We start from the raw sequence: 25570 nt of genomic DNA, 5'->3' as shown, positions 1-25570 counted from the left end.
TATACTTTATGATAAAAACCACAATTACAAGTTTGCTGTTAGCCCTATTAACGGTATCTTGTGGAAAATCGGAATCTGATTATGTAGCTATTGAATCGTATCCTAATGTTACAGCAACATTTGGCAACACCATCGATTTGAACAATTTGCCCAACTATGCCAATCAAACTATTCCTACTTACATTACAAAAGACAATTCGGGCACCAATCCTATTACTAACAAAGGTGCTACATTGGGAAGGGTTTTATTTTATGATAAAAATTTATCGTCCAATAACACCATTTCTTGCGCGAGTTGTCACCAACAAGCCAATGCTTTTAGTGATGTTTTAGTAGCAAGCAATGGCGTAAACGGAACCACAGGCAGACATGCCATGCGATTAATTAATACTCGTTTTGCCAATGAAACTAAATTCTTTTGGGATGAACGTGCTGCTTCTTTAGAAATTCAAACTACACAACCCATCAGAAATCATGGAGAAATGGGCTATAGTGGCACTTCTGGTGATCAATCTTTTGCCGATTTGATTACTAAATTAAACGGTATATCATATTACAAAGAATTATTCAAATTTGTTTATGGCACTGAAGAAATAACTGAGGCTAAAATTCAATCGTGTTTAGCACAATTCGTTAGAAGTATTCAATCGTTCGATTCAAAATATGATACTGGAAGAGCTCTGGTAGCTAACGACGGACAGCCTTTTCCGAATTTTACCAATCAAGAAAATCAAGGAAAAAACTTGTTTTTGACACCACCTACATTTGATGCTACAGGAAATAGAACTAGTGGTGGATTGGGTTGTGCAGGCTGTCATGCGGCACCCGAATTTGATATTGATCCCAACACCAAAAATAATGGTATTATCGGAACAATTGGAAGTAGCACCATTGATATAACCAATACCAGAGCTCCTTCTTTGAGAGATTTAGTAAAAACCGATGGAACAACCAATGGCCCCATGATGCACACCGGAGTAATTACTTCATTACAAGCCGCCATTGGTCATTATGGAACTATTAACATCGCTCCAGGAAATACTAATTTAGATCCTCGATTGATGCCCAATGGTTTTGGTCAACATTTAAACTTAACTGCCGCCGAGGTGAATTCGGTTATTGCTTTTTTGAAAACACTTTCAGGAACTAATGTCTATTCGGATAGCAAATGGTCGAATCCGTTTAGCAACTAATTACTTTATTGCATAAAAAAAGCGCTACAATTAGTAGCGCTTTTTTTATATAAATGACGGATTATTAACCCATTATTTCTTTTACTTTTTTGCCTATTTCAGCAGGAGAATCTACTACGTGAATTCCGTTTTCTCTCATGATTCGTTTTTTAGCTTCAGCGGTATCGTCTGCACCACCTACAATGGCACCTGCGTGTCCCATGGTACGTCCTTTTGGAGCCGTTTCACCAGCTATAAAACCAATTACTGGTTTACGATTTCCGTCAGCTTTAACCCATTTTGCAGCATCTGCTTCCAACTGACCTCCAATTTCACCAATCATGATGATGCATTCGGTTTCTGAATCGTTCATTAACAACTCAACAGCTTCTTTAGTTGTAGTTCCAATAATTGGGTCACCACCAATTCCAATAGCTGTAGTAATTCCTAATCCTTGTTTTACGACTTGATCAGCAGCTTCATAAGTTAAAGTTCCCGATTTAGAAACAATTCCTACAGTACCTTTTTTGAAAACAAAACCTGGCATGATTCCTACTTTTGCTTCACCTGGAGTAATTACACCCGGGCAGTTAGGACCAACCAAACGAGAATTTCTTTCTTTAACGTAAGAATACGCTTTAATCATATCAGCAACTGGAATTCCTTCAGTAATACAAATGATTACTTTGATACCTGCATCAGCCGCTTCCATAATAGCATCAGCTGCAAAAGCTGGTGGTACAAAAATAATTGATGTATCGGCTCCTGCTTGATCAACAGCGTCTTTAACAGTATTGAAAACGGGACGGTCTAAATGTAATGAACCACCTTTTCCTGGAGTAACACCACCTACTACATTGGTTCCGTATTCAATCATTTGAGTAGCATGAAAAGTACCTTCACTACCTGTAAATCCTTGAACTATTATTTTTGAATCTTTATTTACTAAAACGCTCATGATATGATTATTATATTGTGTTTAAATTTATGTGTTGCAAAAGTATAAAATAGAATTAGTAATTCGTGTTTCGCAATTAGTTTTTTTAGTACAATTTTGCAAATTTTCTATATATGAATTAGGAAAACTGACTCATTTGATAACCTCTGAATAATTTACCATCTTTGACTTCCCAAATGACAAAAAAATGTGCTAAAAGCATCTCTTCTCTTGGGTTTTCTATGGTTTTTACAAAATGGGAATAGCGAACTGAGACCATATTTCCTTCTTCAACTACATGAGTAATTCGCATTTTTGAACGAACATAGGCTTTACTTAACTCATCAGACAAATTCAAAACATCATCTCTATTCATTTGAACAAATCCTTTACTGCTGTTCCATTCTATGATTAAATCATCGTGCAAAAATTCATTCACTTCTGATTTTTTCAGAATAATATCATTTTTGTAAAAATCAAGAACTAGTTCTTTTGGTTTCATTACTTAAGATTTTTTAAAATTTCAGGAATTCGTTTGATGTTCGCCAACTGTTTTAATTTTTCTCGGGATTCTTCAATTGGAGTTCCAAAATAAGATTTTCCACCTTCAACAGATTTGGTAACACCAGTTTGCCCTAGAATAACTGCTTTGGCTCCTATGGTGATACCGCTTGTGGTTCCCACTTGTCCCCAAAGGGTTACTTCGTCTTCGATGATTACACAACCTGCTATTCCGGTTTGAGCTGCAATGAGGCATTTTTTACCAATTACGGTATCGTGTCCAACATGCACCTGATTGTCAATTTTGGTACCTTCGCCAATAGTAGTATCACCGGTAACACCTTTATCTATGGTACAAAGTGCTCCTATTCCAACGTTATTTTCAATCACCACTCTTCCGCCAGAAAGCAATTGATCAAAGCCTTCGGGACGTTTTTTGTAATAAAATGCATCAGCACCTAAAATGGTACCCGCTTGAATAATCACATTATCACCAATCACACAATTATCATAAATAGAAACATTAGAATGAATGATGCAATTGGTTCCAATAGATACATTATGTCCGATAAAACAATTGGGTTGAATTACGGTTCCAATTCCAATAGTAGCAGATTCTGATACTGCAACATGAGCTGCCGAAAATGGCCTGAAATGATTGGTAAGTTTGTTAAAATCTCTAAAAGGATCGTCTGAAATTAATAAAGCTTTGCCTTCAGGACAGTCAACTTCTTTGTTAATTAAAACAATAGTAGCCGCGGATTGCAATGCTTTATCATAATATTTTGGATGATCTACAAACACAATGTCACCTTTAGTAACCACGTGTATTTCGTTCATACCATAAACTGGGAAATCATCGTTACCAACATAATGGCAATCGATGATTTCAGCAATTTCTTTAAGAGAATGTATTTTAGAAAACTTCATTTAATAAATTTGAAGATTTGAAAATGAGAAACTAAATTAATTATTCTTTTACACGCTCCATGTAAGATCCAGAAGCAGTATCAATTTTTATTTTATCTCCTTCATTAATGAACAACGGAACATTTACAGAAGCACCTGTTTCTACTTTAGCTGGTTTTGTAGCATTGGTAGCGGTATTTCCTTTTACACCTGGTTCAGCATAAGTAACTTCTAAAACTACAGAAGCTGGCATGTCTACCGAAAGAGGCATTTCAGTTTCAGCATTGATAATTACTTTTACCGTTGTTCCTTCTTTCAGTAAATCTGGAGCATCCAAAGTTGCTTTATTCAACTGGATTTGCTCATAACTTTCTACGTGCATGAAGTTGTATAAATCACCTTCAGCATATAAATATTGATATTCATGCGTTTCTACACGCACTTCATCAATTTTATGACCTGCAGAAAAAGTGTTATCTAAAACTTTTCCGTTCGTTAAACTTTTTAATTTGGTTCTTACAAAAGCAGGACCTTTACCTGGTTTTACGTGAAGAAATTCGATAATTTTATAAATATCGTGGTTAAATTTGATGCATAATCCGTTTCTAATATCTGATGTAGATGCCATTTTTTACTATTATTTATGTTTGTTTTATGTATTATTAATTCTATTTTAATAAGCTCCCGAATACCCTTTCATGATTCCACGAGAAGAGTTTCTGATAAAATCTAATATCTCATCACGCTCTGGAGAAGCAGCCATTTCGGCTTCAATGATTCCAACTGCTTGAGAGGTATTGTAATTTTTTTGATATAAAATTCTGTAGATGTCTTGAATCTCTCTAATTTTTTCTGTGGTAAATCCTCTTCTTCTCAATCCCACCGAGTTTATTCCAACGTAAGACAAAGGCTCTTTGGCAGCTTTAGTGTAAGGAGGAACGTCTTTACGCACTAAAGAACCACCCGAAATCATAGCATGATCACCAATGTGAATGAATTGATGCACCGCTGCTAATCCACCAATAATGGCAAAATTACCCACAATAACGTGACCAGCAAGTGCAACACCATTTACAATAATGGCATTATCGCCAATATGACAATCGTGCGCAATGTGAGCCGTTGCCATAATCAAACAGTTTTTACCTATTTTGGTTTGCCCTGAAGCTACAGTTCCGCGGTTGATTGTAACACATTCTCTTACTGTAGTGTTATCTCCTATTATCGCAAGTGAATCTTCACCTCCAAATTTCAAATCCTGTGGTACAGCAGCAATTACAGCACCTGGGAAAATATTGCAGTTTTTACCAATTCTAGCGCCTTCCATAATGGTTACGTTAGAACCAATCCATGTTCCTTCGCCTATTTCAACATTATTATGTATCGTTGTAAAGGGATCAATTACAACATTTCTGGCAATTTTTGCGCCCGGATGAACGTATGCTAACGGTTGATTCATATATTTTGTTGTTTATGTTCTTGCGTTATAGTTTTATAACTATACCTAATAAACTTTTAATTACTGATTTTAGCGATTTGAGCCATTAATTCTGCTTCGGCAACTAATTTACCATTGGCATAGGCATTGGCTTGCATGTGACAAATTCCTCTACGAATAGGCGAAATCAAATCACATTTAAAGATCAAAGTATCACCTGGTAATACTTTGTGTTTGAACTTAACATTATCAATTTTCATGAAATAGGTTAAGTAATTTTCTGGATCTGGAACTGTACTTAACACTAAGATTCCACCCGATTGTGCCATAGCTTCTACAATCAGAACCCCTGGCATCACTGGTGCATCAGGAAAATGTCCAACGAAGAAATTTTCATTCATAGTTACATTTTTCATTCCAACTACGTGGGTTTCCGACATTTCTATGATACGATCAATCAATAAAAATGGTGGTCGGTGAGGTAAAATATTCATGATTTGATGAATATCCATCAAAGGTGGTAAGTTTAAATCGTAAACTGGAATTTGGTTTTTCTGCTCGATTTTAATGATTTTAGACAGTTTTTTTGCAAATTGCGTATTCACAAAATGTCCTGGCTTATTCGCGATAACTTTTCCTTTAATACGTACACCAACAAGTGCCAAATCACCAATTACATCTAATAATTTATGACGTGCCGCTTCGTTAGGATAATGCAACGTAAGATTATCTAAGATTCCGTTTTCTTTAACCGAAATATGATCTTTCCCAAAGGCCTTTTTTAAATTTTCCATTGTGGTTGGAGAAATTTCTTTATCCACATAAACAATGGCATTGTTCAAATCTCCACCTTTAATCAAACCGTTATCCAACAAAGTTTCCAACTCGTGTAAAAAACTGAACGTTCTAGCGTCGGCAATTTCATTTTTAAAATCGGCAATATTTTTAAGCGTAGCATTTTGGGTTCCTAAGACTTTGGTTCCAAAATCTACCATTGCAGTTACTTGATAATCCTCAGATGGCATCACAATAATTTCGCTTCCGGTAGCTTCATCTGTAAATGAAATCACTTCTTTAACGACGTAGTATTTACGATCTGCCTCTTGTTCTTCAACACCAACTTTTTCAATAGCTTCTACAAAAAACTTAGACGAACCATCCATAATTGGTGGTTCAGATTCATTCAATTCTATAATGACATTATCAACATCACAACCTACAAATGCCGCTAATACGTGCTCTGAGGTTTGAATTTTAACACCTAATTTTTCTAAGTTTGTTCCTCTTTGAGTATTCACTACGTAGTTGGCATCAGCCTCGATTATAGGACTGCCTTCTAAGTCAACTCTCACAAATGTGAAACCATTATTGATGGGTGCTGGTTTAAAAGTCATTTTAACTTCTTTACCCGTATGTAGCCCAACTCCTGTTAGTGTAATTTCACTTTTGATGGTTTTTTGCTTAACCATAATATTAAATCTAGTTTATATGTTTGTTATTCTATTTTCTTTTTCAAATCGTCCAATTCAGAAACTATTTTGGGCAGGTTTTTAAAATGTACGTACGACTTAGTAAAGTCGCCATAATTGAATGCTGGAGTTCCTTGAACCACTTCGCCATCAGCTATACTTTTACCGATACCCGATTGCGCCTGAATTCGAACACCATTACCGATTGTAATATGCCCAACTATTCCTACTTGACCACCAATCATGCAACTTTTTCCAATTTTGGTTGAACCGGCAACACCTGTTTGAGAAGCAATAACCGTATTTTCTCCAATTTCTACATTGTGCGCAATCTGAATTTGATTGTCTAATTTAACGCCTTTTCTAATGAAGGTAGAACCCATTGTGGCCCGATCTATGGTTGTACAAGAACCTACTTCTACATTGTCCTCTAAAATGACATTTCCAATTTGTGGAATTTTACTATATGTTCCATCTTCTAAAGGCGCAAAGCCAAAGCCATCAGAACCAATAATAGTTCCCGAATGAATGACACAATTATTACCAATTTCGGTTTCAGAATAAATTCTAACGCCTGCAAAGAACACACAATTATCACCAATTACCACATTATCACCAATAAAAGTGTTGGGATAGATTTTTACATTGTCTCCAATTTTTACATTTTTACCTACATAACAAAAACTACCCAGATATAAATCGCTTCCATAGGTCACATTTTCGGAAATGACAGAAGGCTGTTCAATACCCGATTTCATCAACTTAACTTGATTGTAATATTCCAATAATTTTGAAAATGACTGATAAGCATCTTCTACCTTAATTAAGGTTGAAGAAATTGGTTGTTCAGCCTCAAAACTTTTGTTAACAATGGTAATGGTGGCTTGTGTGGTGTAGATGTAATTTTGATATTTAGGATTGGATAAAAACGTTAAAGAACCTTCTGTTCCTTCTTCAATTTTGGCCAATTTATGAACGACAGCATTAGGATTTCCTACTACTTCGCCTTCTAAAATACCTGCTATTTGTTCTGCTGTAAATTTCATTTTCTTAAATAATATGTTCCATTGGTATACAATAGAATGCGCATTCGCACTCAAAAATCAAATTTACACATTTATCGGCTTGTTTCATCGGCACAAAAATATAAAATTTAATTTAAACCCTTAAGTATCCAAAAGAACTTTTGGAAAACACATAAAATACTTAATAACAGCTTTTGAAAGGGCTTTTACTTGCAATTGATCTGTAGAATCTACCAGATTTTCTATGGTTCCGTCTTTCTTAAGAATTCGAATAGGCTCGCTTTCTTTATTGTAAGCTTGATTTTTCAATTTTCCTTTAAAAACAAAATAAGTCGCCTCTTTATCCGAAATGTTATACAAGGCACTCAATTTATTTTTTAAATCGGCTAATTTTTCAGTGTTGGGCTTTTCATCTAAAATTACAATTTTCAATAAATCGCGATTTATGATCATTTTACACAACGAACTCAATACAAAATCCGAGTGAAATTGCCAGGATTTAATAGCTCCAAGTACATCATAATCATCTAATAATGCAAATGTTTTCAAAACCTTTTCATCAAAAGAAACCATTGTAATTTTATTATTCAGAAAAAACGCCAACGGTTCACTACCCTTCAAATCGACTCCTTTTTGAGTCAACTCTTTAGCACGTTTTAGAATTTTAGTCAAAATCAATTCTGCCGCCACAGAGGTTTTATGAAGATAGGCCTGCCAATACATCAATCGACGTGATACCAAAAATTTTTCTACTGAATAGATGCCTTTCTCTTCAATAACCAACACATCATCTTGTACATTCATCATCTGAATCAGACGGTCGCTGTTGATATTTCCTTCGGCAACACCACTATAAAAACTATCGCGTTTTAAATAATCCATACGATCCATATCCAACTGACTGGATATCAATTGCAACATGAATTTTCTGTGGTATTCTCCTTTAAAAATTTGAATGGCTAATGCTAGTTTTCCTTCAAATTCAGCATTCAAAGCATCCATAAATTTAAGCGATATTTCTTCGTGATGTACTTCTTCAACGATGCTGTGTTCCATTGCATGCGAAAAAGGTCCGTGGCCAATATCGTGTAATAAAATAGCGATGTACAACGCATTTTCTTCATCATCAGAAATAACTACACCTTTAAAACGAAGTGTTTGAACCGCTTTTTGCATGATATGCATACAACCCAATGCGTGATGAAAACGTGTGTGATGTGCACCTGGATAAACCAAATACGACATTCCCATTTGTGAAATACGTCGCAAACGCTGAAAATAAGGGTGCTGAATGAGGTCGTAAATTAGTGTATTCGGAATGGTTATAAAACCATATATAGGATCGTTGAATATCTTGAGTTTATTGGTAGCAATCACAAATGAACTGTTTAATTTTACACAAATGTAAGGTAAATGTTAAAAACAAAAAACTATTTTTTACCGACTTGGATTTTATGAAGGCCTTTTGGATTTATTTATTAAATTTGTTTGAACAATTGTTAAAAACTTCAATCTCTTTTTTTTGAATTAAATCGTAAAAACATAACGCTATAACCTATGCAAAAAATAACGCCTTTTCTATGGTATGACGGTCAAGCCGAAGAAGCTGCTCGCTTTTATACTTCTATTTTTAAAAATTCTTCCCTAAACAATATCAATCCAATGCTGACCAATTTTCAATTGAATGGATTGCAATTTACAGCTATAAATGGTGGCCCACAATTCAAGTTTTCGAATGCTGTATCGTTATTTGTAACGTGTAATAACTTTGATGAAATTGACGCTTTATGGGAATCACTTTCTCATGAGGGAATCGTCTTAATGGCTTTAAATGAATACCCTTGGAGCAAAAAATACGGCTGGGTTAACGATAAATATGGCTTGTCATGGCAATTGTTTTTTGGTGAAAAAGATTTAGAAATTGCACCTTCACTTTTATTCGCAAACGAGCAGTTTGGAAATGCTGAAGAAGCCATTAATTTATACACCGATTTGTTTGAAAATTCAGAAAAAACAACAGTTGCTCGTTTTGGAGATGCGTATCCTGGATTTGAAAACAACATTCAATTTGCCGAATTCAAATTACACCATCAAACTTTTATGGCGATGGAAAGTCATATTCCACATGATTTTTCGTTTAACGAGGCATTTTCATTGCTCATTACCTGCCAAAATCAAGAAGAAGTTGATTTCTTTTGGAATAAATTTCTAGACAATGGAGGAATCGAAAGTCAGTGTGGTTGGCTCAAAGATAAGTTTGGTATTTCATGGCAAGTTATTCCAAAATTATTGATGCAATTAATGAGCGATTCCGATCGTGAGAAAGCAAATAATGTGATGAATGCCATGTTACAAATGAAAAAAATCGATTGTCTAAAATTACAAAACGCTTATGATGGAAAATAAAACAAAAATTACGGTAGAATGTACTGTAAATAGTAGCATTGAAAAAGTTTGGAACTATTGGACAACTCCAAAACATATTGAACAATGGAATTATGCTTCAGAAGATTGGCATACCCCTAAAGCGAGTAATGACTTGGTGGTTGGAGGCAAATTTTGTAGCACCATGGCTGCTAAAGATGGTAGTTTTAGTTTTGATTTTGGCGGAACCTACACTGAGATTCAAGAATATAAACGCATCAAATATACTATGGATGATGGACGAATGGCTTCTATAGATTTTATTGCCTTAGACAATACTGTTGAAATCGTGGAAACTTTTGAAGCTGAAAATCAAAATCCCATTGAATTGCAACGTGATGGTTGGCAAGCTATTTTAAATCATTTTAAAAAATACGTCGAAAACAATTAAGTTTTAAAACACAAAAAAGGCACTTTTAAAGTGCCTTTTTTATTCAATTTCTTTTCTATTTCTTATGATATCTTCTAAAGTACAGCACTTTACAAATTCTTCTTCACCCTCAATAATCATGGGTAAATGAATGCATTCTACTTGAGATAAATCTTCTTTAAGATAGAATTTCATATCTTCCAAATAATAAAACCACTCGGTGTCGTATTGTACCTTGTGTATTGAAGCTTCTTTAAGCAACAATTTCTCTACTAACGGTTTCATTTAAAAGTTTAAAATTATTCTCTTTCTAAAATTATAGAATTACTTTTTGTAAAACTAGTAGGACGAATTTCATTAAAATTACTTGCTAATATGATTTTGTTTTTATTAACTATCTTCATCAACATTCGCATACTCTTCGACTTTTGATTTTTTAAAGCTGTAATAATAATATCAAATTTAATTGGATTTGAATTTTCATCCATAGCATATTGCATACTCGCTTTAATACCTTCTAATTCAAATTCCTTACCACCCATACTTTGACCTTCCTTAATCATTATAGCATATCCATCTTTATCAAAAATAAAAGAACCTTCATTATTACTTTCGTCTTTTCCAGTCCATTTTCCCACAATATTGAAGGAATCTGTTTTTTCAGTGGTTGTAAATGAACTTATTATGAATGTCAAAAACAACAAAAATACTATCTTTCTCATAATTATTAAACTTAATATGCTAGCAAAAGTAACAATTCTTCTTCAAAACGAATTTTAGGCAAATATTGATCTTCCAATGATTTTACAAAAGGAATGGCACTTTCCAAACTACCCACTCTACGAACAGACGCATCTAAATATTCAAAGCAATTTTCCATAATCAATGCAGAAATATCGCTACCTACACCACCAAACAATGTATCTTCTTGAAGAATAATACATTTACCAGTTTTCTTTACCGAGGTATAAATGGCTTCAGTATCTAAAGGTTGTAGTGTTCTTAAATCAATCAAATCTGCTTTTATTTCAGGATGTTTAGACAACGTTTCCAAGGCCCAATGCACACCAGCACCGAATGAAATAATCGTAACATCCGAACCTTCTTTGATTACCGATGCTTTTCCAAATGGAATCGTATAATAATCTTTAGGTACCTCTTGATATACCGAACGATACAATTGTTTGTGCTCAAAAAACAGTACTGGATTTGGATCATTAATAGCTGTGTTTAACAACCCTTTTACGTCATAAGGAAAGGCTGGATAAACTACTTTCAATCCTGGAGTTTTAGTAAACCACGCTTCGTTGGTTTGCGAATGAAATGGTCCGGCTTGCGTGCCACCACCACAAGGCATACGCACTACAACATCGGCTTTTTCATTCCAACGGTAATGCTGTTTTGCTAATAAATTCACAATGGGATTGAAACCTGTAGAAACAAAATCAGCAAATTGCATTTCAACAATCGCTTTGTGACCGTTAATTGACAATCCCATTCCAGCAGAAACTACAGCGCTTTCGCAAATGGGTGTATTGCGTACACGCTCTTTTCCAAACTGTTCCACAAAGCCTTCTGTAATTTTGAAAGCCCCACCATATTCGGCGATATCTTGACCCATGATGACCAAATTCTCATGACGTTCCATTGACTGTTTAAGCGCCTGAGAAATAGCGTCAACCACACGGATATTTTCTATTTCATTAGAAGGATTAATTTCTTCAAAATCATATGGTTTATAAACATCGTTTAATTCTTCACCTAAATCAGCAACAATATCGGGTTCAGCTTGTGTAATAGCCCAATGCTCGTCAATTTCTGCTTTGATAGCGGCTTTAAATTCGGCATCCAATTCTTCAGAAAGTACGCTAACCGAAAGCAAATAATCTCGATAATTAGCAATCGGATCTTTAATAGCCCATAAATCCATTAGTTCTTGCGGAACATATTTAGTACCACTCGCCTCTTCGTGACCTCGCATTCTAAACGTTTTAAATTCTAATAGAACTGGTCGTGGATTTTCGGCTAACGAAGCTTTTAATTCCGCTATTTTTAAATAAACTTCAAGAATATTATTACCATCAATAATGTGACTTTCCATTCCGTAACCAATGCCTTTATCGGCAAGGTTTTCACAACGGTATTGCTCGTTGGTTGGTGTTGATAATCCGTAACCATTATTTTCTATTACAAATAAAACAGGTAAATCCCAAACCGAAGCAATATTTAATGCTTCGTGAAAATCGCCTTCCGAAGTAGCGCCTTCACCAGTAAATACCGCGGTTACTTTTCCGTTTTTCTTTAATTTATTGGCTAATGCAATTCCGTCAGCCACACCTAATTGCGGACCAAGATGCGAAATCATTCCGATGATTTTGAATTCTTGTGTACCGAAATGAAAACTTCTATCGCGACCTTTGGTAAATCCAGTCTTTTTTCCTTGCCATTGCGAGAATAAGCGGTGCAACGGAATATCACGACCCGTAAAAACCCCTAAATTTCGGTGCATTGGTAAGATGTATTCGTCTTGATCTAAAGCGGCAGTAATTCCGACTGATATCGCTTCTTGACCGATACCTGAAAACCATTTGGATACTTTTCCTTGACGCAGAAGAATGAGCATTTTTTCCTCAATCAATCTTGGTTTTAAAAGTCTTTTATATAAATCTAATAATTGAATATTAGACAAATCTTTTCTATCGAAGTTCATTTGTTTGTTTTTAAGCATTGCAAAAATATAAAATTTTGGAGCGTTACTCCTAAAGTTTTTGCAGAATTGTTTGTGTTTTTATTTGTTTTCGATGAATTGTATAAAAAACTAAAGTAAACTACCCATTTCTTATGAAAAACCATAGCCCTAGCCCTGATGGAGCCGATATCCTTGCGGAGTTTACGAAGCAAGATAAAGGCGAGAGCAGGACACGAGCTCCAAAAGAGCAAACTGACGAAGTAAATAGCTTCTAAAAATGTTAATAACTTTGATAATTTGAATTTAAAAATTAGTTACATTTGTAGTTATGATTGGAATTTTTCCAATTGAAGTTATTAACAAAAAAGTTTTAGTAGTATGCAACAAATTCCAAGTGTTGACTTACGTGATTTCCTGTCGGATGATCCGGCACGTAAACAAAAATTTGTAAATGAAATCGGAAAAGCTTACGAAGACATTGGATTCGTAGCGTTAAAAGGTCATTTTTTGGATGACCAATTGGTTGAAGATTTATATAGTGAAGTGCGCAACTTCTTTAATCTTCCATTGGAAACTAAAAAGCAGTATGAAATTCCGGGAATTGGTGGCCAACGTGGTTACATTTCGTTTGGAAAAGAACACGCAAAAGGCCGTTCGGCTGGTGATTTAAAAGAATTTTGGCATTTTGGTCAATACGTTAGTGAAGGTTCTAAATATGCTAATGAATATCCCGAAAATGTCACGGTAAATGAATTGGCTAACTTTAACGAAACTGGTAAAGAAGCCTATAAAATGCTGGAAAAAACAGGTGTTTATGTGTTGCGAGCATTGGCTTTACACATAGGTTTGGATGAGTTTTATTTTGATAATTACATCAAAGACGGTAATAGTATTTTGCGTCCGATACACTATCCTCCAATAACCGATGAACCAAAAGATGGCGCTGTAAGAGCCGCGGCTCATGGTGACATTAACTTGATTACGCTTTTAATGGGTGCTCAAGGAAAAGGATTGCAGGTTCAAAATCACGATGGACAATGGATTGATGCTATGGCACATCCTGACGAATTGATGATTAATGTTGGTGATATGTTATCAAGACATACTAATAATAAATTGAAATCGACGATCCACCAAGTGGTTAATCCGCCAAGAGAATTGTGGAATACCTCACGCTATTCGATTCCGTTTTTTATGCATCCTGTGAGCGATATGAAGTTGAATTGTTTGCCAGAATGTATTGATGAGAATAATCCGAAACAATTTGAAGACATTACCGCTGGTGATTATTTGAATGAGCGTTTGGTAGAATTAGGATTGATTAAGAAGTAATTAAAAATTAATAATTAAAAATTGAGGGTTAAGAATTTTTATTAATTTTTAATTCTCAATTTTTAATTTAAAGAAATATGGATTTACAAGAACAATTAAAAAAACTATTTCCTGATCACGAGGTTTCCAATGAACCCGAAGAACAAATTGAAAAAGAACATAAGTTATTTGTGCAGAAAGAACCCATGATTTGCAAATTTGAAAAACGAAAAGGCAAACCCACCACAATCATTTCTGGTTATGAAGGTGCCGAGGAAGATTTTAAAATTTTAGCGAAAGAAATCAAAAGTAAGTTAGCCGTTGGTGGCACTTATAAAGAAGGAGAAATCATTATACAAGGCGATTATCGCGATCGAATAATGAAACTGTTACAAGATAAAGGATTTAAAACAAAACGTGTTGGAGGCTAATTTGAAGTACGAAGTTTGAAATACAAAGTACGAAGTTAACACTAACAACCTATAACATAAAAAACATGATTGCATCATCAGAATTAATTTTAAACCCGGATGGAAGTGTATACCACTTGAACCTGAAACCGGAACATATTGCGAAAGACATCATCTTTGTAGGTGATCAAAATAGGGTAGAAAAAATTACCAAACATTTTTCAAGCATCGAATTTTCACAACAAAAACGTGAATTTAAAACACAAACTGGAATTTACAAAGGTAAACGAATGACCGTAATGTCAACAGGCATTGGTCCTGATAACATTGACATCGTCATGAACGAATTGGATGCGTTGGTAAACATCAACTTGGAAACCAGAGCCATTAAAGAAGAATTGACTTCGTTGAATATTGTTCGAATTGGAACTTCTGGTTCGCTGCAAGCAGACATTCCTTGTGATAGTTTTGTGATGAGCCAATATGGATTGGGTTTGGACAACATGCTTCGCTCCTATTTGATTGAAGATATTTCAGAAACTGCTATTGAGGATGCTTTTATTACACAAACCAACTGGGATTTAAAAAAAGGTCGTCCTTATGTAGTTAGAGGAAGTGAAACATTAGAAAAACGTATTGAAAGCGATAAAATCTTTAAAGGTTTTACTGGAACTGCAGGTGGGTTTTACGGTCCACAAGGACGCGTATTGAGATTGAATATTCAAGACCCTGAATTGAATAGCAAAATGGATCAATTTGAATATGAAGGCATTAAAATGACCAATCTTGAAATGGAAACAGGTGCTATATATGGCTTAGGAAAATTATTAGGACATGAGTGTTTATCACTTAATGCCATTATTGCCAATCGTGCTACAGGAACTTTTAGTGACGATCCGTATAAAGCTGTAGATGCTTTGATTGAATATGCTTTAGATAAATTGGCGGAGTAATTGAATTAAAAATTACGAATTAAAAATTAAATCGTGTTAAATGACCTTTAGATTTGCTCGACATACCAACAATTTAGAACAGCTTAAAACTTTTTACATTGATGTTTTAGGATTGGAATTATTAGGAAGTTTTGAAAATCATAACGGTTATGATGGCATTTTCCTTGGAAATCAGAATGAAAATTGGCATTTAGAGTTTACAAAATCAGATGCTGTGGTGGACTTTACTTTTGGAGATGAAGATATTTTGGTGTTTTATCCCAATACTAAAATAGAATTTGAATTGATACATCAGAAATTGGAGGCAAATTCCATCGAATTCCTCAAGGCTAAAAATCCTTATTGGAATGAAAATGGTGACATGTTTCTTGACCCAGATGGGTATCGAATTGTAATTTCAAGTTTGAAAATAAAATAAACGTGCAATGAAACTAATTCTTGAAACAGAACGTCTTCTAATGCGACCATTGAAGTTCTCGGATGCAGAAACTTTCTTTGAAATGAATAACAATCCAAATGTGAACGTTTATCTGAGAAATCCTATTCAAACAAAAACCGAATCAGAACAATATATTCAGAAGATTATTCAAGAATATCAAAAAAATGGAATAGCCCGATTTGCAGTAATTTTAAAGAAAACCAACACACTGATAGGCTTTTCAGGACTGAAATTTAGAGACAAAATCGAAAATAATCATAGTAACTTCTATGATTTAGGATATCGATTTGCCGAAAAACATTGGCATAATGGGTTTGCAACTGAAGCCGCTGTTGCCTGGCTTGAGTATGGATTTAAAACAATGAAACTGTCAACCATTCACGCCTGTGCGGTTAGCAACAATATTGGTTCAAATAAAGTATTACAAAAAGTAGGTTTTGAATTTGTAAATCAATATTGCGTCAATAATTCTATACATAATTGGTATACCATTGAAAATAAAATTTAAGTTTATGAACCTTATTCTAGAAACCAAACGTCTACTCCTTCGTCCACTTGAAATAAGTGATGCTGAAGCCTTATTTGAATTAAATAAAAACCCAAATGTTCATAAATATCTTTGGCAAAAACCCGAAGTAGTTGTTGATGAAAGTATCAAAGTTATTGAATATGTACAAAGACAATATGAAGAAAATAACATTGGTCGTTTTGCTACAGTCTTAAAAGAAACTGGCGAATTTATAGGTTGGACCGGAATCAAATATGTGAATGATCATATAGAAAATGGCAATACCAATTTCTATGATTATGGTTATCGGTTAGACGAAAAATTTTGGAATAAAGGCTATGCCACCGAAGCAACCGATTTTTGGTTAAATTATGGGTTCAACCAAATGGATATCAAAATCATGAATGCCTACACACATGCCGAAAATGGAGCTTCCAACCGAGTTTTAAGCAAATGCGGTATGCAACTTGTCGAGGATTATCCCGATAAAGATGGTGTTCTGTGGAAATGGTGGCAATTGGAACGTACAAAATATAAAATTCGAAGTGCGAAGTGAAAATCGTAATCCTCAAAGAATGAAACAGATCAAAATAATAGGTGTTCCAGAACACTTCAACTTACCGTGGCATTTATCAATCCAAAATAACGAATTTGAAGCATTAGGTATTGATTTGCAATGGACAGATGTACCTGAAGGTACTGGAAAAATGTGTCAAATGCTACGCGATGGTTCGGCCGATATTGCTGTGATCTTAACCGAAGGTATCATTAAAGATATTGTTGGCGGAAATCCGAGTAAAATAGTGCAAGTGTATGTTGAAAGTCCGCTTATTTGGGGCATTCATGTAAGTGCGAACTCCAAATATCAAAGCATAAACGACTTAGAAAACACCAAAGTTGCTATTTCTCGATACGGTTCGGGTTCGCAATTAATGGCATATGTAAATGCTCAAAATCAAGGTTGGAAAACAGATAATTTAGAATTTGAAATCGTTAATACAATAGATGGCGCCGTTGAAGCGTTAACCAATGAAAAAGCCGACTATTTTATGTGGGAACGATTCATGACCAAACCCTTAGTAGACAAAGGTGTTTTTCGTCGAGTAGCCGACTGCCCTACTCCGTGGCCATGTTTTGTTATTGCGGTACGAAATGAAATTCTTGAAGAGCAACCCAATACCATCACTCAAATTTTAAATGTAATCAATAAAGCAACACTACCATTTAAGCAAATACCCCATATTGATAGCATTTTAGCATCAAAATACCATCAAAAAATAGAAGATATCCAAGAATGGTTGCGTTTGACAGAATGGTCACAAAAACCTTTATCGAATGAAATGTTAAACAAAATTCAAAATCAATTATTTGAACTCAAAATTATTGATAAAAAAGGTACTTTTGCTGATATTGTAAAAGTCATTTAGCCTTTTGCAATTCTTAACCGATGTTAGAAAAAACAAAACTGTATTATCTGTATCTTAAAAACAAACTCACGGTTAAAAAACCTTGGGATACGATAATCATTTTTGTGCTTAATGTGCTGGTTGCTATCCCGATATTCATAATAGTTCATCAAAATTTAGTACAATTTAATTGGTATTTCCATCTCGATCGAATATTGATTTTTATTGTCATTTTAGTCTTAATCCAATTCGTACTTCAAGCTATGAGAAGAATTACACTGATTAGTGTTTTTTTATATCTCATCGCATTGGTATACGGAACTATTTTTGGCGGTTATGGGTTTCAAACTGTTTTCGAGGACTACCAATCGATGCTATTTACAATGGCTGAAAATCCATACCCACAAGATATCATTGTCGATCGATTGCTGCCTTTTCCTAACAAAACCAAAATAATCAATGCCATTGATTATGAAAATCCAAAGGTTCGCAATTTCGCCATTATGTCGGTTAATAAATATTTCAAAGATGTAAAAGGTTATCACGATTATTTTACTTTAATTCAATGTTTTGCGGTTTTTAAAGAAATCAACACCAATTGGAATTATGTTCGAGACCCTAAAGGTGAAGAATACATTGCCAGTGCGAGTGAATCGGTACAGTATTTATCGGGTGATTGCGACGACCATTCGATATTAATGGCCGCTGCTATTCGTTCTATTGGCGGTACACCAAGACTTATTCATACCAACGGTCATATCTATCCTGAGATACTTATTGGAAACAAAGCCGATTTAGAAACCATCAATTTTTTGATAAAAAAAATTCTTTTTCCAATAGAAAGTAAAGGAAAGCAGCTCCATTATCACATCGACGAAAGAGGTAACATTTGGCTTAATCTTGATTATACTGCTAAATATCCTGGAGGTCCTTTTATGAAAGAAGAAATTTTGAGTGCTTTGACTTTTAATTAATTTTAAACTCATCAAATAAAATAGTATATTAGCTCACTAAAATTAGAACTATATGAAGAAAATAATTGTCCTATTTTTTCTTGGAACTCTAGTTACTTCTGCTCAAGAAAGTACTTTGTCTGCCAAAAAAAATGAATTCAGAGTTGATGTTTTATCGGCTATTACTTATGGGAAAATGAGTTTTAGTTACGAACGTTTTCTTAAAAAAGATTTTTCATTTGGTATAAATGTAAATTTTTCTAACAGTTCTAAAATTGAAGACGAATTTAATGACGGATTTAGAAACAATTTGCCTAAATATGAATTCAACCCTTATCTGCGATATGCCTTGTCTAAAAGTAAATCACGGTATTATTTTGCCGAAGTTTTTGCCTCAGCCAATGGTGGCGATTTTAAAGAAATTATTAGAACTAATGACACTAACGGAAATGGATATTATACCATTCAAAAAAGTATGTATTCCGATTTTGGCCTAGGCGGAAGTTTGGGATATAAAATGTACTTTAAAGAATCATGGGCACTAGAGTTTCTTGTAGGGTTTGGTTCAAACCTAACCAATCGTGAGAAAAGTCCCGATGTGATTACAAGAGTTGGAGTTAATTTAGGATATAGATTTTAAAAGCAAATATTATGAAAACATTAAAAATTACGTTCTTATTGATTGTATTTGTGTTAGGATTTACAGCTTGTGATACAAACGATGATGATTTCTATAACACTGCATACGTTTCGATTCCTAATTTAGTTCAAATTCAAACACAAACTACCTACAATACTGGTAGCAATATTTACATTAATGCCTATATCAACAGACTTTTACCTGAATCCAATCAAACTAATTTATTAGACATTAGAAAGACCACAAACAATGCTCCTTCTTTTAGTTTTTCATACTTATTAGAGAAAAAAGTGGGTAACGATTGGATTTTAGTAGATGCTAGTTTTCCCAATATTGATTTGAACTTGGGTAATTTTGAAACCGGAAGTTTTTATAATGCTACAGCACTATTTGACACCGCAAATGATCGATACGAATTTCTTTGCGGCATAAAACTACCTTCTGCAGGACAATACCGATTAAGTTTTGGTTATAATAGTGAGGCAACCGATTTAGTTGAACTACAATCTAATAGTAAAAGTGGTGACATTATTTTAAATATTAATTCAAAAATAAATGGCTTAGATGCCGACGGTTATTATAATTTTACTGTCAACTAACCAAACATAAAATCTTAAAATCCATTGTTACCCGCAATGGATTTTTTTTTACCATTTAATTTCAGGAATTCCTTTACTTTTAAGAAAATCATTGGTTTTGCTAAAGTGCTTGTTTCCAAACCACAAACCTCTATTGGCGCTTAGAGGTGATGGATGTCCCGTTTCAAGTACAAAATGTTTCGTTCGATCAATTTTTAATCCTTTCTTTTTAGCAAAACCGCCCCAAAGCAAAAACACTACATTTTCTTTTTCCGCTGAAATTTTCTGAATTACAGCATCTGTAAATGTTTCCCAACCCTGATTTTGATGACTTCCTGCTTCACTTTGTTTAACCGTTAATGTGGCATTCAACAATAAAATGCCTTGCTGAGCCCAACGTTCTAAATTACCCGATTGCGGAAATGGAACTTTAATATCGGTTTCAATTTCTTTAAAAATATTATTCAAAGAAGGTGGAAAAGGAATGCCATCATTCACTGAAAAACACAATCCATTAGCTTGTCCTGGTCCATGATACGGGTCTTGACCTATAATTACAACGGTAACATTATCAAAAGGACAATGGTCAAAAGCTGCAAAAATCTGCTCTTTTTTAGGATAACAAACGGTCGATTCATATTCCTTTTTTACAAAGGAAATCAAATTCGTGAAATACGGTTTTTGAATTTCTGAAGAAAGAACCTTCTGCCATGAAGCATGCATTTGGATTAACATTGTATAAATTTTTATCAAAAATATAAAAATCTATTGCAATATGGCTTACAACCTTTGTAACTTTGAATTTCTGAAAACAAGCTATGATTTCTATTACCGATAAAACGTTACAAGACTTAGAATTTAGTACCATTTTGCAAACCATTTCCGATCGATGTAATACCGAAATTGGAAAGCAAAAAGCACTAGAAATTACACCATTTAAAGACAAAGAACTCTTAATGAATGCGCTTTTGCAAACATCGGAGTATTTAGCTTCTTTTACTAATAATAATGCACTTCCAAATCACGGTTTTGAAAACATCTCCTCAGATTTGAAAATGTTAGGTATAGAAGATAGTTTTCTTGAAGTTAGCACGTTCAGAAAAATGGCAACTTTATCAGAAACGACAAATGTGTTACTTCTATTCTTAAAAAAATTCAGCGATTATTATCCCAAATTGAACGAACGAGCGGTTCAAGTAGAATACACCAAATACATCATCCAAAAAATTGATGAAGTAGTTGACAAATATGGGGTTATTAAAGATAACGCTTCTCCTGATTTAATCAATATTCGTAGAGATATGAGTGTGGTTCGTGGCAAAGTCAACCAAAGTTTTGGAACCGCTTTAACACAGTACAATGCTCTTGGTTATTTGGATGACATCAAAGAAAGTTTTGTGGAAAACCGCAGAGTTTTAGCAGTTTTAGCAATGTATCGACGTAAAGTTAAAGGTTCTATTTTAGGTAGTTCCAAAACAGGAAGCATTGCGTATATAGAGCCAGAAGCAACCCTAAAATATTCAAGAGAATTGAGTAATTTAGAGTATGAAGAACGTGAAGAAATAACTCGTATTTTAAAGAAATTAACGCATGACATTCGACCTTTCTTAGGATTACTGAAGGAATATCAGGAGTTTTTAAGTGATGTTGATGTAGTGGCTGGGAAAGCTAAGTACGCACATAAAATCAATGCCATTTTACCCACTATTATTGAAGAAAAGAGGTTGTATTTTAGAGAAGCGTACCATCCCATTTTATTTTTAAACAACAAAAATAAAAACGAAGTTACTTTTCCGCAAACCATTGAACTGAACAATGAAAGTAGAATCATTGTAATATCAGGACCCAATGCTGGTGGAAAAACCATCTCGTTAAAAACGGTAGGATTGTTGCAATTAATGTTGCAAAGCGGCATACTTATTCCGGTTCACGAACGCAGTGAAACCTTTTTATTTGACCGAATATTGACCGATATTGGAGATAATCAATCTATTGAAAATCATCTAAGTACTTATAGTTATCGATTAAAAAACATGAATTATTTTTTAAAAAAATGCAATTCAAAAACATTGTTCTTGATCGATGAATTTGGAACTGGTTCTGATCCTGAATTGGGTGGTGCATTAGCAGAAACTTTTTTGGAAGAATTTTACCATCGAGAAGCATTCGGTATCATAACAACGCATTATTCCAATTTAAAAATTTTAGCTAACGAATTACCTTATGCCTCTAACGCCAACATGCTTTTTGATGAAAAATCATTAGAACCCATGTATAAATTGATATTAGGGCAAGCTGGAAGCTCATTCACCTTTGAAGTAGCCCAAAAAAATGGTATTCCCTACGGATTGATTAATCGTGCCAAAAAGAAAATTGAAGGCGGAAAAGTGCGATTTGATAAAACCATTGCGACATTACAGAAAGAACGTTCTAAAATGGAAAAAACTTCTTTAAATCTTAAAGAAGAAGAAACCAAAGCGCGTGAAGAAAGTAGAAAAATGGAATCCATCAATCTAAAAATACAAGAGAAGCTAGAACGGTATCAAGAATTGTATGACGCCAACCAGCGATTGATTTATATCGGACAAAAAATTGACGATATTTCGGAAACATACTTCAATAATAAAGACAAGAAAATTTTGATTGGTGAATTTTTAAAAATGATTGAAATTGAAAATTCTAAAAGGAGAAAACTTTCTGTTAAAGAGAAAAAAATTAAAGAAGTCATCAAAAAACAAGTTCAAGAAGAAGTTACGGTAAAAGTAGAAGAAATCCGTAAGGAGAAAAAAGAAAAAAAAGTAAAAGCTGCATTGGTTCCTGAAAAACCTAAAGTGGTTTTAAAAGTTGGTGATCGTGTTCGCATGATTGATGGAAAAGCCATTGGTACCATAGATGCCATCGAAAAAAACAAAGCTACAGTCAATTACGGAATTTTTACTTCTAAAGTGAGTATCGAGGCTATTGAGTTTGTTGAAAGAGCTAAGTAAATGATAGGGTTACCTCAAGATAAAAAAATCATACTTTTTGATGGCGTTTGCAATTTATGTGATGCCTCTGTACAATTCATCATCAAAAACGATTCGAAGGATGTGTTTCGGTTTGTTGCCATTCAATCGGAATTAGGAAAAGAAATAATAGACTACTTAGGTATCGATTTACTAAAAGTCGATGGCATAATTTTATACCTTCCAAAAGTCGCTTATTACACCAAGGCAGAAGCTGCACTTATTATTGCAAAAGACCTAAAAGGATTAATTTCACTGGTATATTATTTCCGATTTATTCCCGATTTTCTTACAAATGGTGTTTATAATTTCATAGCCAAAAACCGTTATAAATGGTATGGAAAAAAAGAAAGTTGTCTAGTACCAACACTAGAACTTGCTGCTAAATTTTTGTCATGATAATTATCATATTTATTCAATTAAAAATTAAATAGATTTGATTAACCTTTAAAACCCTTTCTTATGAATAAATTAGTTCTCCCATTATATTCTTGGGACAATGGAGCATTCATCATGATTGGAGTTTTTGCTTTAGTTATTTTTGGATTAATTGGAGCAATTTTCCTCATGATGGGAAGTACTAAAAACAAAAAAGACTAAGCAATGCTTAGTCTTTTTTTATAGTATAAATGAATTTTCAATTATTCTTTAACCACTTTTTTAGTTGCGATACCTTTATCAGAAACTATTTTCATCATGTAAACTCCTTGTGCTAAATCAGAAACAGTAACTTGAGCTTCTGAAACATTAGAGAATTTTACAGTTTTTACAACTCTACCATTGATATCAGTCATTTCGATAGCTGTAATTAAAGCATCTGTAGTGTTTGCTACATTAATTACGTTTTTAGCAGGGTTTGGATACGTAGAAAATTTAGATTCTAAAACTTCATTGTTAGCTAATGTTTGAGTAACCGTAAAGTTATCAATAATTAACGCCTCTGTAGTTGTAGCAGCTGTAGAATTCACAGCAGTAGTGTTTTGAAAACTAAAATAATAAACTCCAGTAGTTGCAGGAGTAAAAGTATATGTTTTTAAAGCAAATGCAGTGTTAGCAGCACTTGGAACAGTAGCAAGAACAGTAGTTTGAGCCAATTGAGTTTGGTCGTTACCATAACTTAATACATAACTAGAAGTTGTTACTGCAGGAGCAGTAGCAGAAAGATAAACTCTATCATAATAAGACACAGTAACTACACTTCCAGCAGTTAAATTTACGCCTCTTGAGTATAACATTGCCGAAGCATCAGCAGTACCGTTAGCAAGAGAAATTGCAGAATACAATCCATTTTGAACTAAAGCACTTCCTGTACCACCATAATTAATAAACCAATCAGAACCGTTTACTTCAGGATCTGCAACCCATCCCATATTTGGAAAATCATCCACTTCAAAACTGGTGTTATAAGTTGGATTAGCTGGTTGGAAAGTCGTATGGAATGAAACAGGAACTGTCCATGCACTAGTACCAACAAAAGCTCCACAATCAGATTTAGTATATACTTCATAAGCAGTACTTGGAGTTAAACCATTTAAGGTATACACAGAACTTACACCTGATACAGTTGTACCTGTGCCTAATGTATAATCATAAGGACCGTATTCAAAATTTACTGGATTAGATGACGTAAAGCTAATATTAGCTGAATTAAGTGTAGTTGAAGGTACAGCTAAATTTAAAGGTCTAGCACAAGGAACCAATTTACCTAATCTAGTTTCTGGTCTATAAGCAGAAGCAGTAAGAGTGGTTGGTAAAGTGGTTGTAGTTGTTCTAGCTCCTAGTAGACCACCTGCTAAAGAAGCATTACAACTTGCTGTATTAGCAACTGTAGCAAGAGTACCAGCTAAATTTTGATAATCAGTAGCGATATATAATCCACCACCAGTATAAGTAAATGCAGTTCCACCTGAAAAATCATAATCTACAGATCCTAAAGCGGCTGGTACAGTAATAGTATTATTACTAGCTAAAGTCATACCACTGATAGCAGTTGACCAAGTAGTACTTTTAGTGTTTGTAGTTGCAGTAGTGTTTTGAAGGTATACTTTAAATGTACCAGAAGTTGGGACGTCTGATGGAGTTCCTGTGTAAGTAAATCCGATTGATGTGATAACATCACCATTAACATAACCAGCAGCAGCCATATCTGTAGCAGATATTAACCAAACACTTCTGTCACATCTATCAAAAGCTTGAGGCGCACGTCCGTTTTGAGAAGTACCATTATTATTAACTAATGCTGTGTAATAGTCAGTCTGAGCAGTTACATTAGCACTAAATGCTAAAAATGCCAGAAAGAAAAATAAAGTAATTTTTTTCATAAATTATAGTTTTAAGTAAATTCGTTTCAAATTTATGTATTTTATTTTAAACCGCAATTTATTTTAACTTTCTTTTTCTTTACTACAATAAAAAGGTAATTACCTTATTTTT

Annotated in this window: 29 protein-coding genes; 16 read left to right on the top strand and 13 right to left on the bottom strand. The window is 34.1% G+C overall.

Annotated features, from left to right (window positions below):
• The first annotated feature begins 8 nt into the window (after nt 1–8).
• Nucleotides 9–1193, top strand: a complete 1185-nt coding sequence (locus ACODSI_RS00825; protein WP_488914937.1) for a cytochrome-c peroxidase — start codon at nt 9–11, stop codon at nt 1191–1193.
• A 64-nt stretch (nt 1194–1257) separates the two neighbouring features.
• Here ACODSI_RS00825 and sucD read toward each other — a convergent pair whose 3' ends face one another.
• From sucD to ACODSI_RS00785, 8 genes are all read right to left on the bottom strand, one after another.
• Complete coding sequence (gene sucD / locus ACODSI_RS00820) at nt 1258–2130, bottom strand: succinate--CoA ligase subunit alpha (protein ID WP_488914936.1); 873 nt, start codon at nt 2128–2130, stop codon at nt 1258–1260.
• A gap of 118 nt (nt 2131–2248) precedes the next feature.
• Nucleotides 2249–2611 (bottom strand): nuclear transport factor 2 family protein, encoded by a 363-nt coding sequence (locus ACODSI_RS00815; RefSeq protein WP_488914935.1) that lies wholly within the window; start codon nt 2609–2611, stop codon nt 2249–2251.
• Complete coding sequence (locus ACODSI_RS00810; protein ID WP_488914934.1) at nt 2611–3540, bottom strand: UDP-3-O-(3-hydroxymyristoyl)glucosamine N-acyltransferase; 930 nt, start codon at nt 3538–3540, stop codon at nt 2611–2613. Before ACODSI_RS00810 ends, ACODSI_RS00815 begins: the two co-directional genes overlap by 1 nt.
• 40 nt (nt 3541–3580) lie before the next feature.
• Nucleotides 3581–4147 (bottom strand): elongation factor P, encoded by a 567-nt coding sequence (gene efp, locus ACODSI_RS00805; protein ID WP_488914933.1) that lies wholly within the window; start codon nt 4145–4147, stop codon nt 3581–3583.
• 45 nt (nt 4148–4192) lie between these two features.
• Nucleotides 4193–4978, bottom strand: coding sequence for an acyl-ACP--UDP-N-acetylglucosamine O-acyltransferase (lpxA, locus tag ACODSI_RS00800; RefSeq protein ID WP_488914932.1), 786 nt, complete (start codon nt 4976–4978; stop codon nt 4193–4195).
• Between the two features lie 56 nt (nt 4979–5034).
• Nucleotides 5035–6426: a bifunctional UDP-3-O-[3-hydroxymyristoyl] N-acetylglucosamine deacetylase/3-hydroxyacyl-ACP dehydratase gene (locus tag ACODSI_RS00795; RefSeq protein ID WP_488914931.1), complete on the bottom strand. Its 1392-nt coding sequence runs from the start codon at nt 6424–6426 to the stop codon at nt 5035–5037.
• Nucleotides 6427–6452: 26 nt separating this feature from the next.
• Nucleotides 6453–7472: a UDP-3-O-(3-hydroxymyristoyl)glucosamine N-acyltransferase gene (gene lpxD / locus ACODSI_RS00790; protein ID WP_488914930.1), complete on the bottom strand. Its 1020-nt coding sequence runs from the start codon at nt 7470–7472 to the stop codon at nt 6453–6455.
• Nucleotides 7473–7592: 120 nt separating this feature from the next.
• A complete protein-coding gene (locus ACODSI_RS00785; protein WP_488914929.1) occupies nt 7593–8828 on the bottom strand; it encodes an HD domain-containing protein in 1236 nt (411 codons plus the stop codon).
• Between the two features lie 180 nt (nt 8829–9008).
• Here ACODSI_RS00785 and ACODSI_RS00780 point away from each other — a divergent pair, with 180 nt between their 5' ends.
• Nucleotides 9009–9857 (top strand): VOC family protein, encoded by an 849-nt coding sequence (locus ACODSI_RS00780; protein WP_488914928.1) that lies wholly within the window; start codon nt 9009–9011, stop codon nt 9855–9857.
• Nucleotides 9847–10266: an SRPBCC family protein gene (locus tag ACODSI_RS00775; protein ID WP_488914927.1), complete on the top strand. Its 420-nt coding sequence runs from the start codon at nt 9847–9849 to the stop codon at nt 10264–10266. The genes ACODSI_RS00780 and ACODSI_RS00775 overlap by 11 nt, the downstream gene beginning before the upstream one ends.
• A gap of 39 nt (nt 10267–10305) precedes the next feature.
• Here the strand turns inward: ACODSI_RS00775 and ACODSI_RS00770 are convergent, their stop codons facing one another.
• From ACODSI_RS00770 to ACODSI_RS00760, 3 genes are read right to left on the bottom strand one after another with little or no spacing between them, the layout of a single operon-like run.
• Nucleotides 10306–10530 carry a hypothetical protein gene (locus tag ACODSI_RS00770; RefSeq protein WP_488914926.1) on the bottom strand — a complete coding sequence of 75 codons (225 nt, stop codon included), beginning with the start codon at nt 10528–10530 and terminating at the stop codon, nt 10306–10308.
• Nucleotides 10531–10544: 14 nt separating this feature from the next.
• The gene (locus tag ACODSI_RS00765; protein ID WP_488914925.1) at nt 10545–10967 is read right to left on the bottom strand and encodes a hypothetical protein; all 423 of its coding nucleotides are present in this window, start codon (nt 10965–10967) and stop codon (nt 10545–10547) included.
• A gap of 11 nt (nt 10968–10978) precedes the next feature.
• Nucleotides 10979–12955, bottom strand: coding sequence for an alpha-ketoacid dehydrogenase subunit alpha/beta (locus ACODSI_RS00760; protein WP_488914924.1), 1977 nt, complete (start codon nt 12953–12955; stop codon nt 10979–10981).
• A gap of 357 nt (nt 12956–13312) precedes the next feature.
• On the opposite strand from ACODSI_RS00760, the gene ACODSI_RS00755 reads away from it, so the two are divergent.
• The 10 genes from ACODSI_RS00755 (at nt 13313) to ACODSI_RS00710 (ending at nt 20153) form a co-directional block, all read left to right on the top strand.
• Nucleotides 13313–14266 (top strand): isopenicillin N synthase family dioxygenase, encoded by a 954-nt coding sequence (locus tag ACODSI_RS00755; protein ID WP_488914923.1) that lies wholly within the window; start codon nt 13313–13315, stop codon nt 14264–14266.
• A 77-nt stretch (nt 14267–14343) separates the two neighbouring features.
• Nucleotides 14344–14676: a translation initiation factor gene (locus ACODSI_RS00750; protein WP_488914922.1), complete on the top strand. Its 333-nt coding sequence runs from the start codon at nt 14344–14346 to the stop codon at nt 14674–14676.
• Between the two features lie 65 nt (nt 14677–14741).
• Nucleotides 14742–15608, top strand: a complete 867-nt coding sequence (locus ACODSI_RS00745; protein ID WP_488914921.1) for a nucleoside phosphorylase — start codon at nt 14742–14744, stop codon at nt 15606–15608.
• A gap of 40 nt (nt 15609–15648) precedes the next feature.
• The gene (locus ACODSI_RS00740) at nt 15649–16026 is read left to right on the top strand and encodes a VOC family protein (protein ID WP_488914920.1); all 378 of its coding nucleotides are present in this window, start codon (nt 15649–15651) and stop codon (nt 16024–16026) included.
• 7 nt (nt 16027–16033) lie between these two features.
• Nucleotides 16034–16555, top strand: coding sequence for a GNAT family N-acetyltransferase (locus tag ACODSI_RS00735; RefSeq protein WP_488914919.1), 522 nt, complete (start codon nt 16034–16036; stop codon nt 16553–16555).
• A gap of 4 nt (nt 16556–16559) precedes the next feature.
• The gene (locus ACODSI_RS00730; RefSeq protein WP_488914918.1) at nt 16560–17111 is read left to right on the top strand and encodes a GNAT family N-acetyltransferase; all 552 of its coding nucleotides are present in this window, start codon (nt 16560–16562) and stop codon (nt 17109–17111) included.
• 19 nt (nt 17112–17130) lie between these two features.
• A complete protein-coding gene (locus ACODSI_RS00725) occupies nt 17131–17982 on the top strand; it encodes a substrate-binding domain-containing protein (protein WP_488914917.1) in 852 nt (283 codons plus the stop codon).
• Between the two features lie 20 nt (nt 17983–18002).
• Nucleotides 18003–18935, top strand: coding sequence for a transglutaminase (locus ACODSI_RS00720; protein WP_488914916.1), 933 nt, complete (start codon nt 18003–18005; stop codon nt 18933–18935).
• A gap of 52 nt (nt 18936–18987) precedes the next feature.
• On the top strand, nt 18988–19554 hold the full coding sequence (locus ACODSI_RS00715; protein ID WP_488914915.1) for a DUF3575 domain-containing protein: 567 nt from the start codon (nt 18988–18990) through the stop codon (nt 19552–19554).
• An 11-nt stretch (nt 19555–19565) separates the two neighbouring features.
• A complete protein-coding gene (locus ACODSI_RS00710; protein WP_488914914.1) occupies nt 19566–20153 on the top strand; it encodes a hypothetical protein in 588 nt (195 codons plus the stop codon).
• 48 nt (nt 20154–20201) lie between these two features.
• Here ACODSI_RS00710 and ACODSI_RS00705 read toward each other — a convergent pair whose 3' ends face one another.
• Nucleotides 20202–20867: a uracil-DNA glycosylase gene (locus ACODSI_RS00705; protein ID WP_488914913.1), complete on the bottom strand. Its 666-nt coding sequence runs from the start codon at nt 20865–20867 to the stop codon at nt 20202–20204.
• A gap of 83 nt (nt 20868–20950) precedes the next feature.
• On the opposite strand from ACODSI_RS00705, the gene ACODSI_RS00700 reads away from it, so the two are divergent.
• The 3 genes from ACODSI_RS00700 (at nt 20951) to ACODSI_RS00690 (ending at nt 23737) form a co-directional block, all read left to right on the top strand.
• On the top strand, nt 20951–23119 hold the full coding sequence (locus ACODSI_RS00700) for an endonuclease MutS2 (protein WP_488914912.1): 2169 nt from the start codon (nt 20951–20953) through the stop codon (nt 23117–23119).
• Nucleotides 23120–23536, top strand: a complete 417-nt coding sequence (locus ACODSI_RS00695) for a thiol-disulfide oxidoreductase DCC family protein (protein WP_488914911.1) — start codon at nt 23120–23122, stop codon at nt 23534–23536. It abuts the gene before it with no gap.
• A 63-nt stretch (nt 23537–23599) separates the two neighbouring features.
• On the top strand, nt 23600–23737 hold the full coding sequence (locus tag ACODSI_RS00690) for a hypothetical protein (protein ID WP_488914910.1): 138 nt from the start codon (nt 23600–23602) through the stop codon (nt 23735–23737).
• A gap of 41 nt (nt 23738–23778) precedes the next feature.
• Here the strand turns inward: ACODSI_RS00690 and ACODSI_RS00685 are convergent, their stop codons facing one another.
• Entirely contained in the window at nt 23779–25458 is a 1680-nt protein-coding gene (locus tag ACODSI_RS00685; protein WP_488914909.1) for a T9SS type A sorting domain-containing protein, read from the bottom strand.
• Between the last annotated feature and the right edge of the window lie 112 nt (nt 25459–25570).

The sequence above is a fragment of the Flavobacterium sp. FG139 genome, assembly GCF_057809695.1.
Note: the sequence above shows the minus strand (reverse complement) of the source record. Positions and strands in the feature narration are given on the sequence as shown.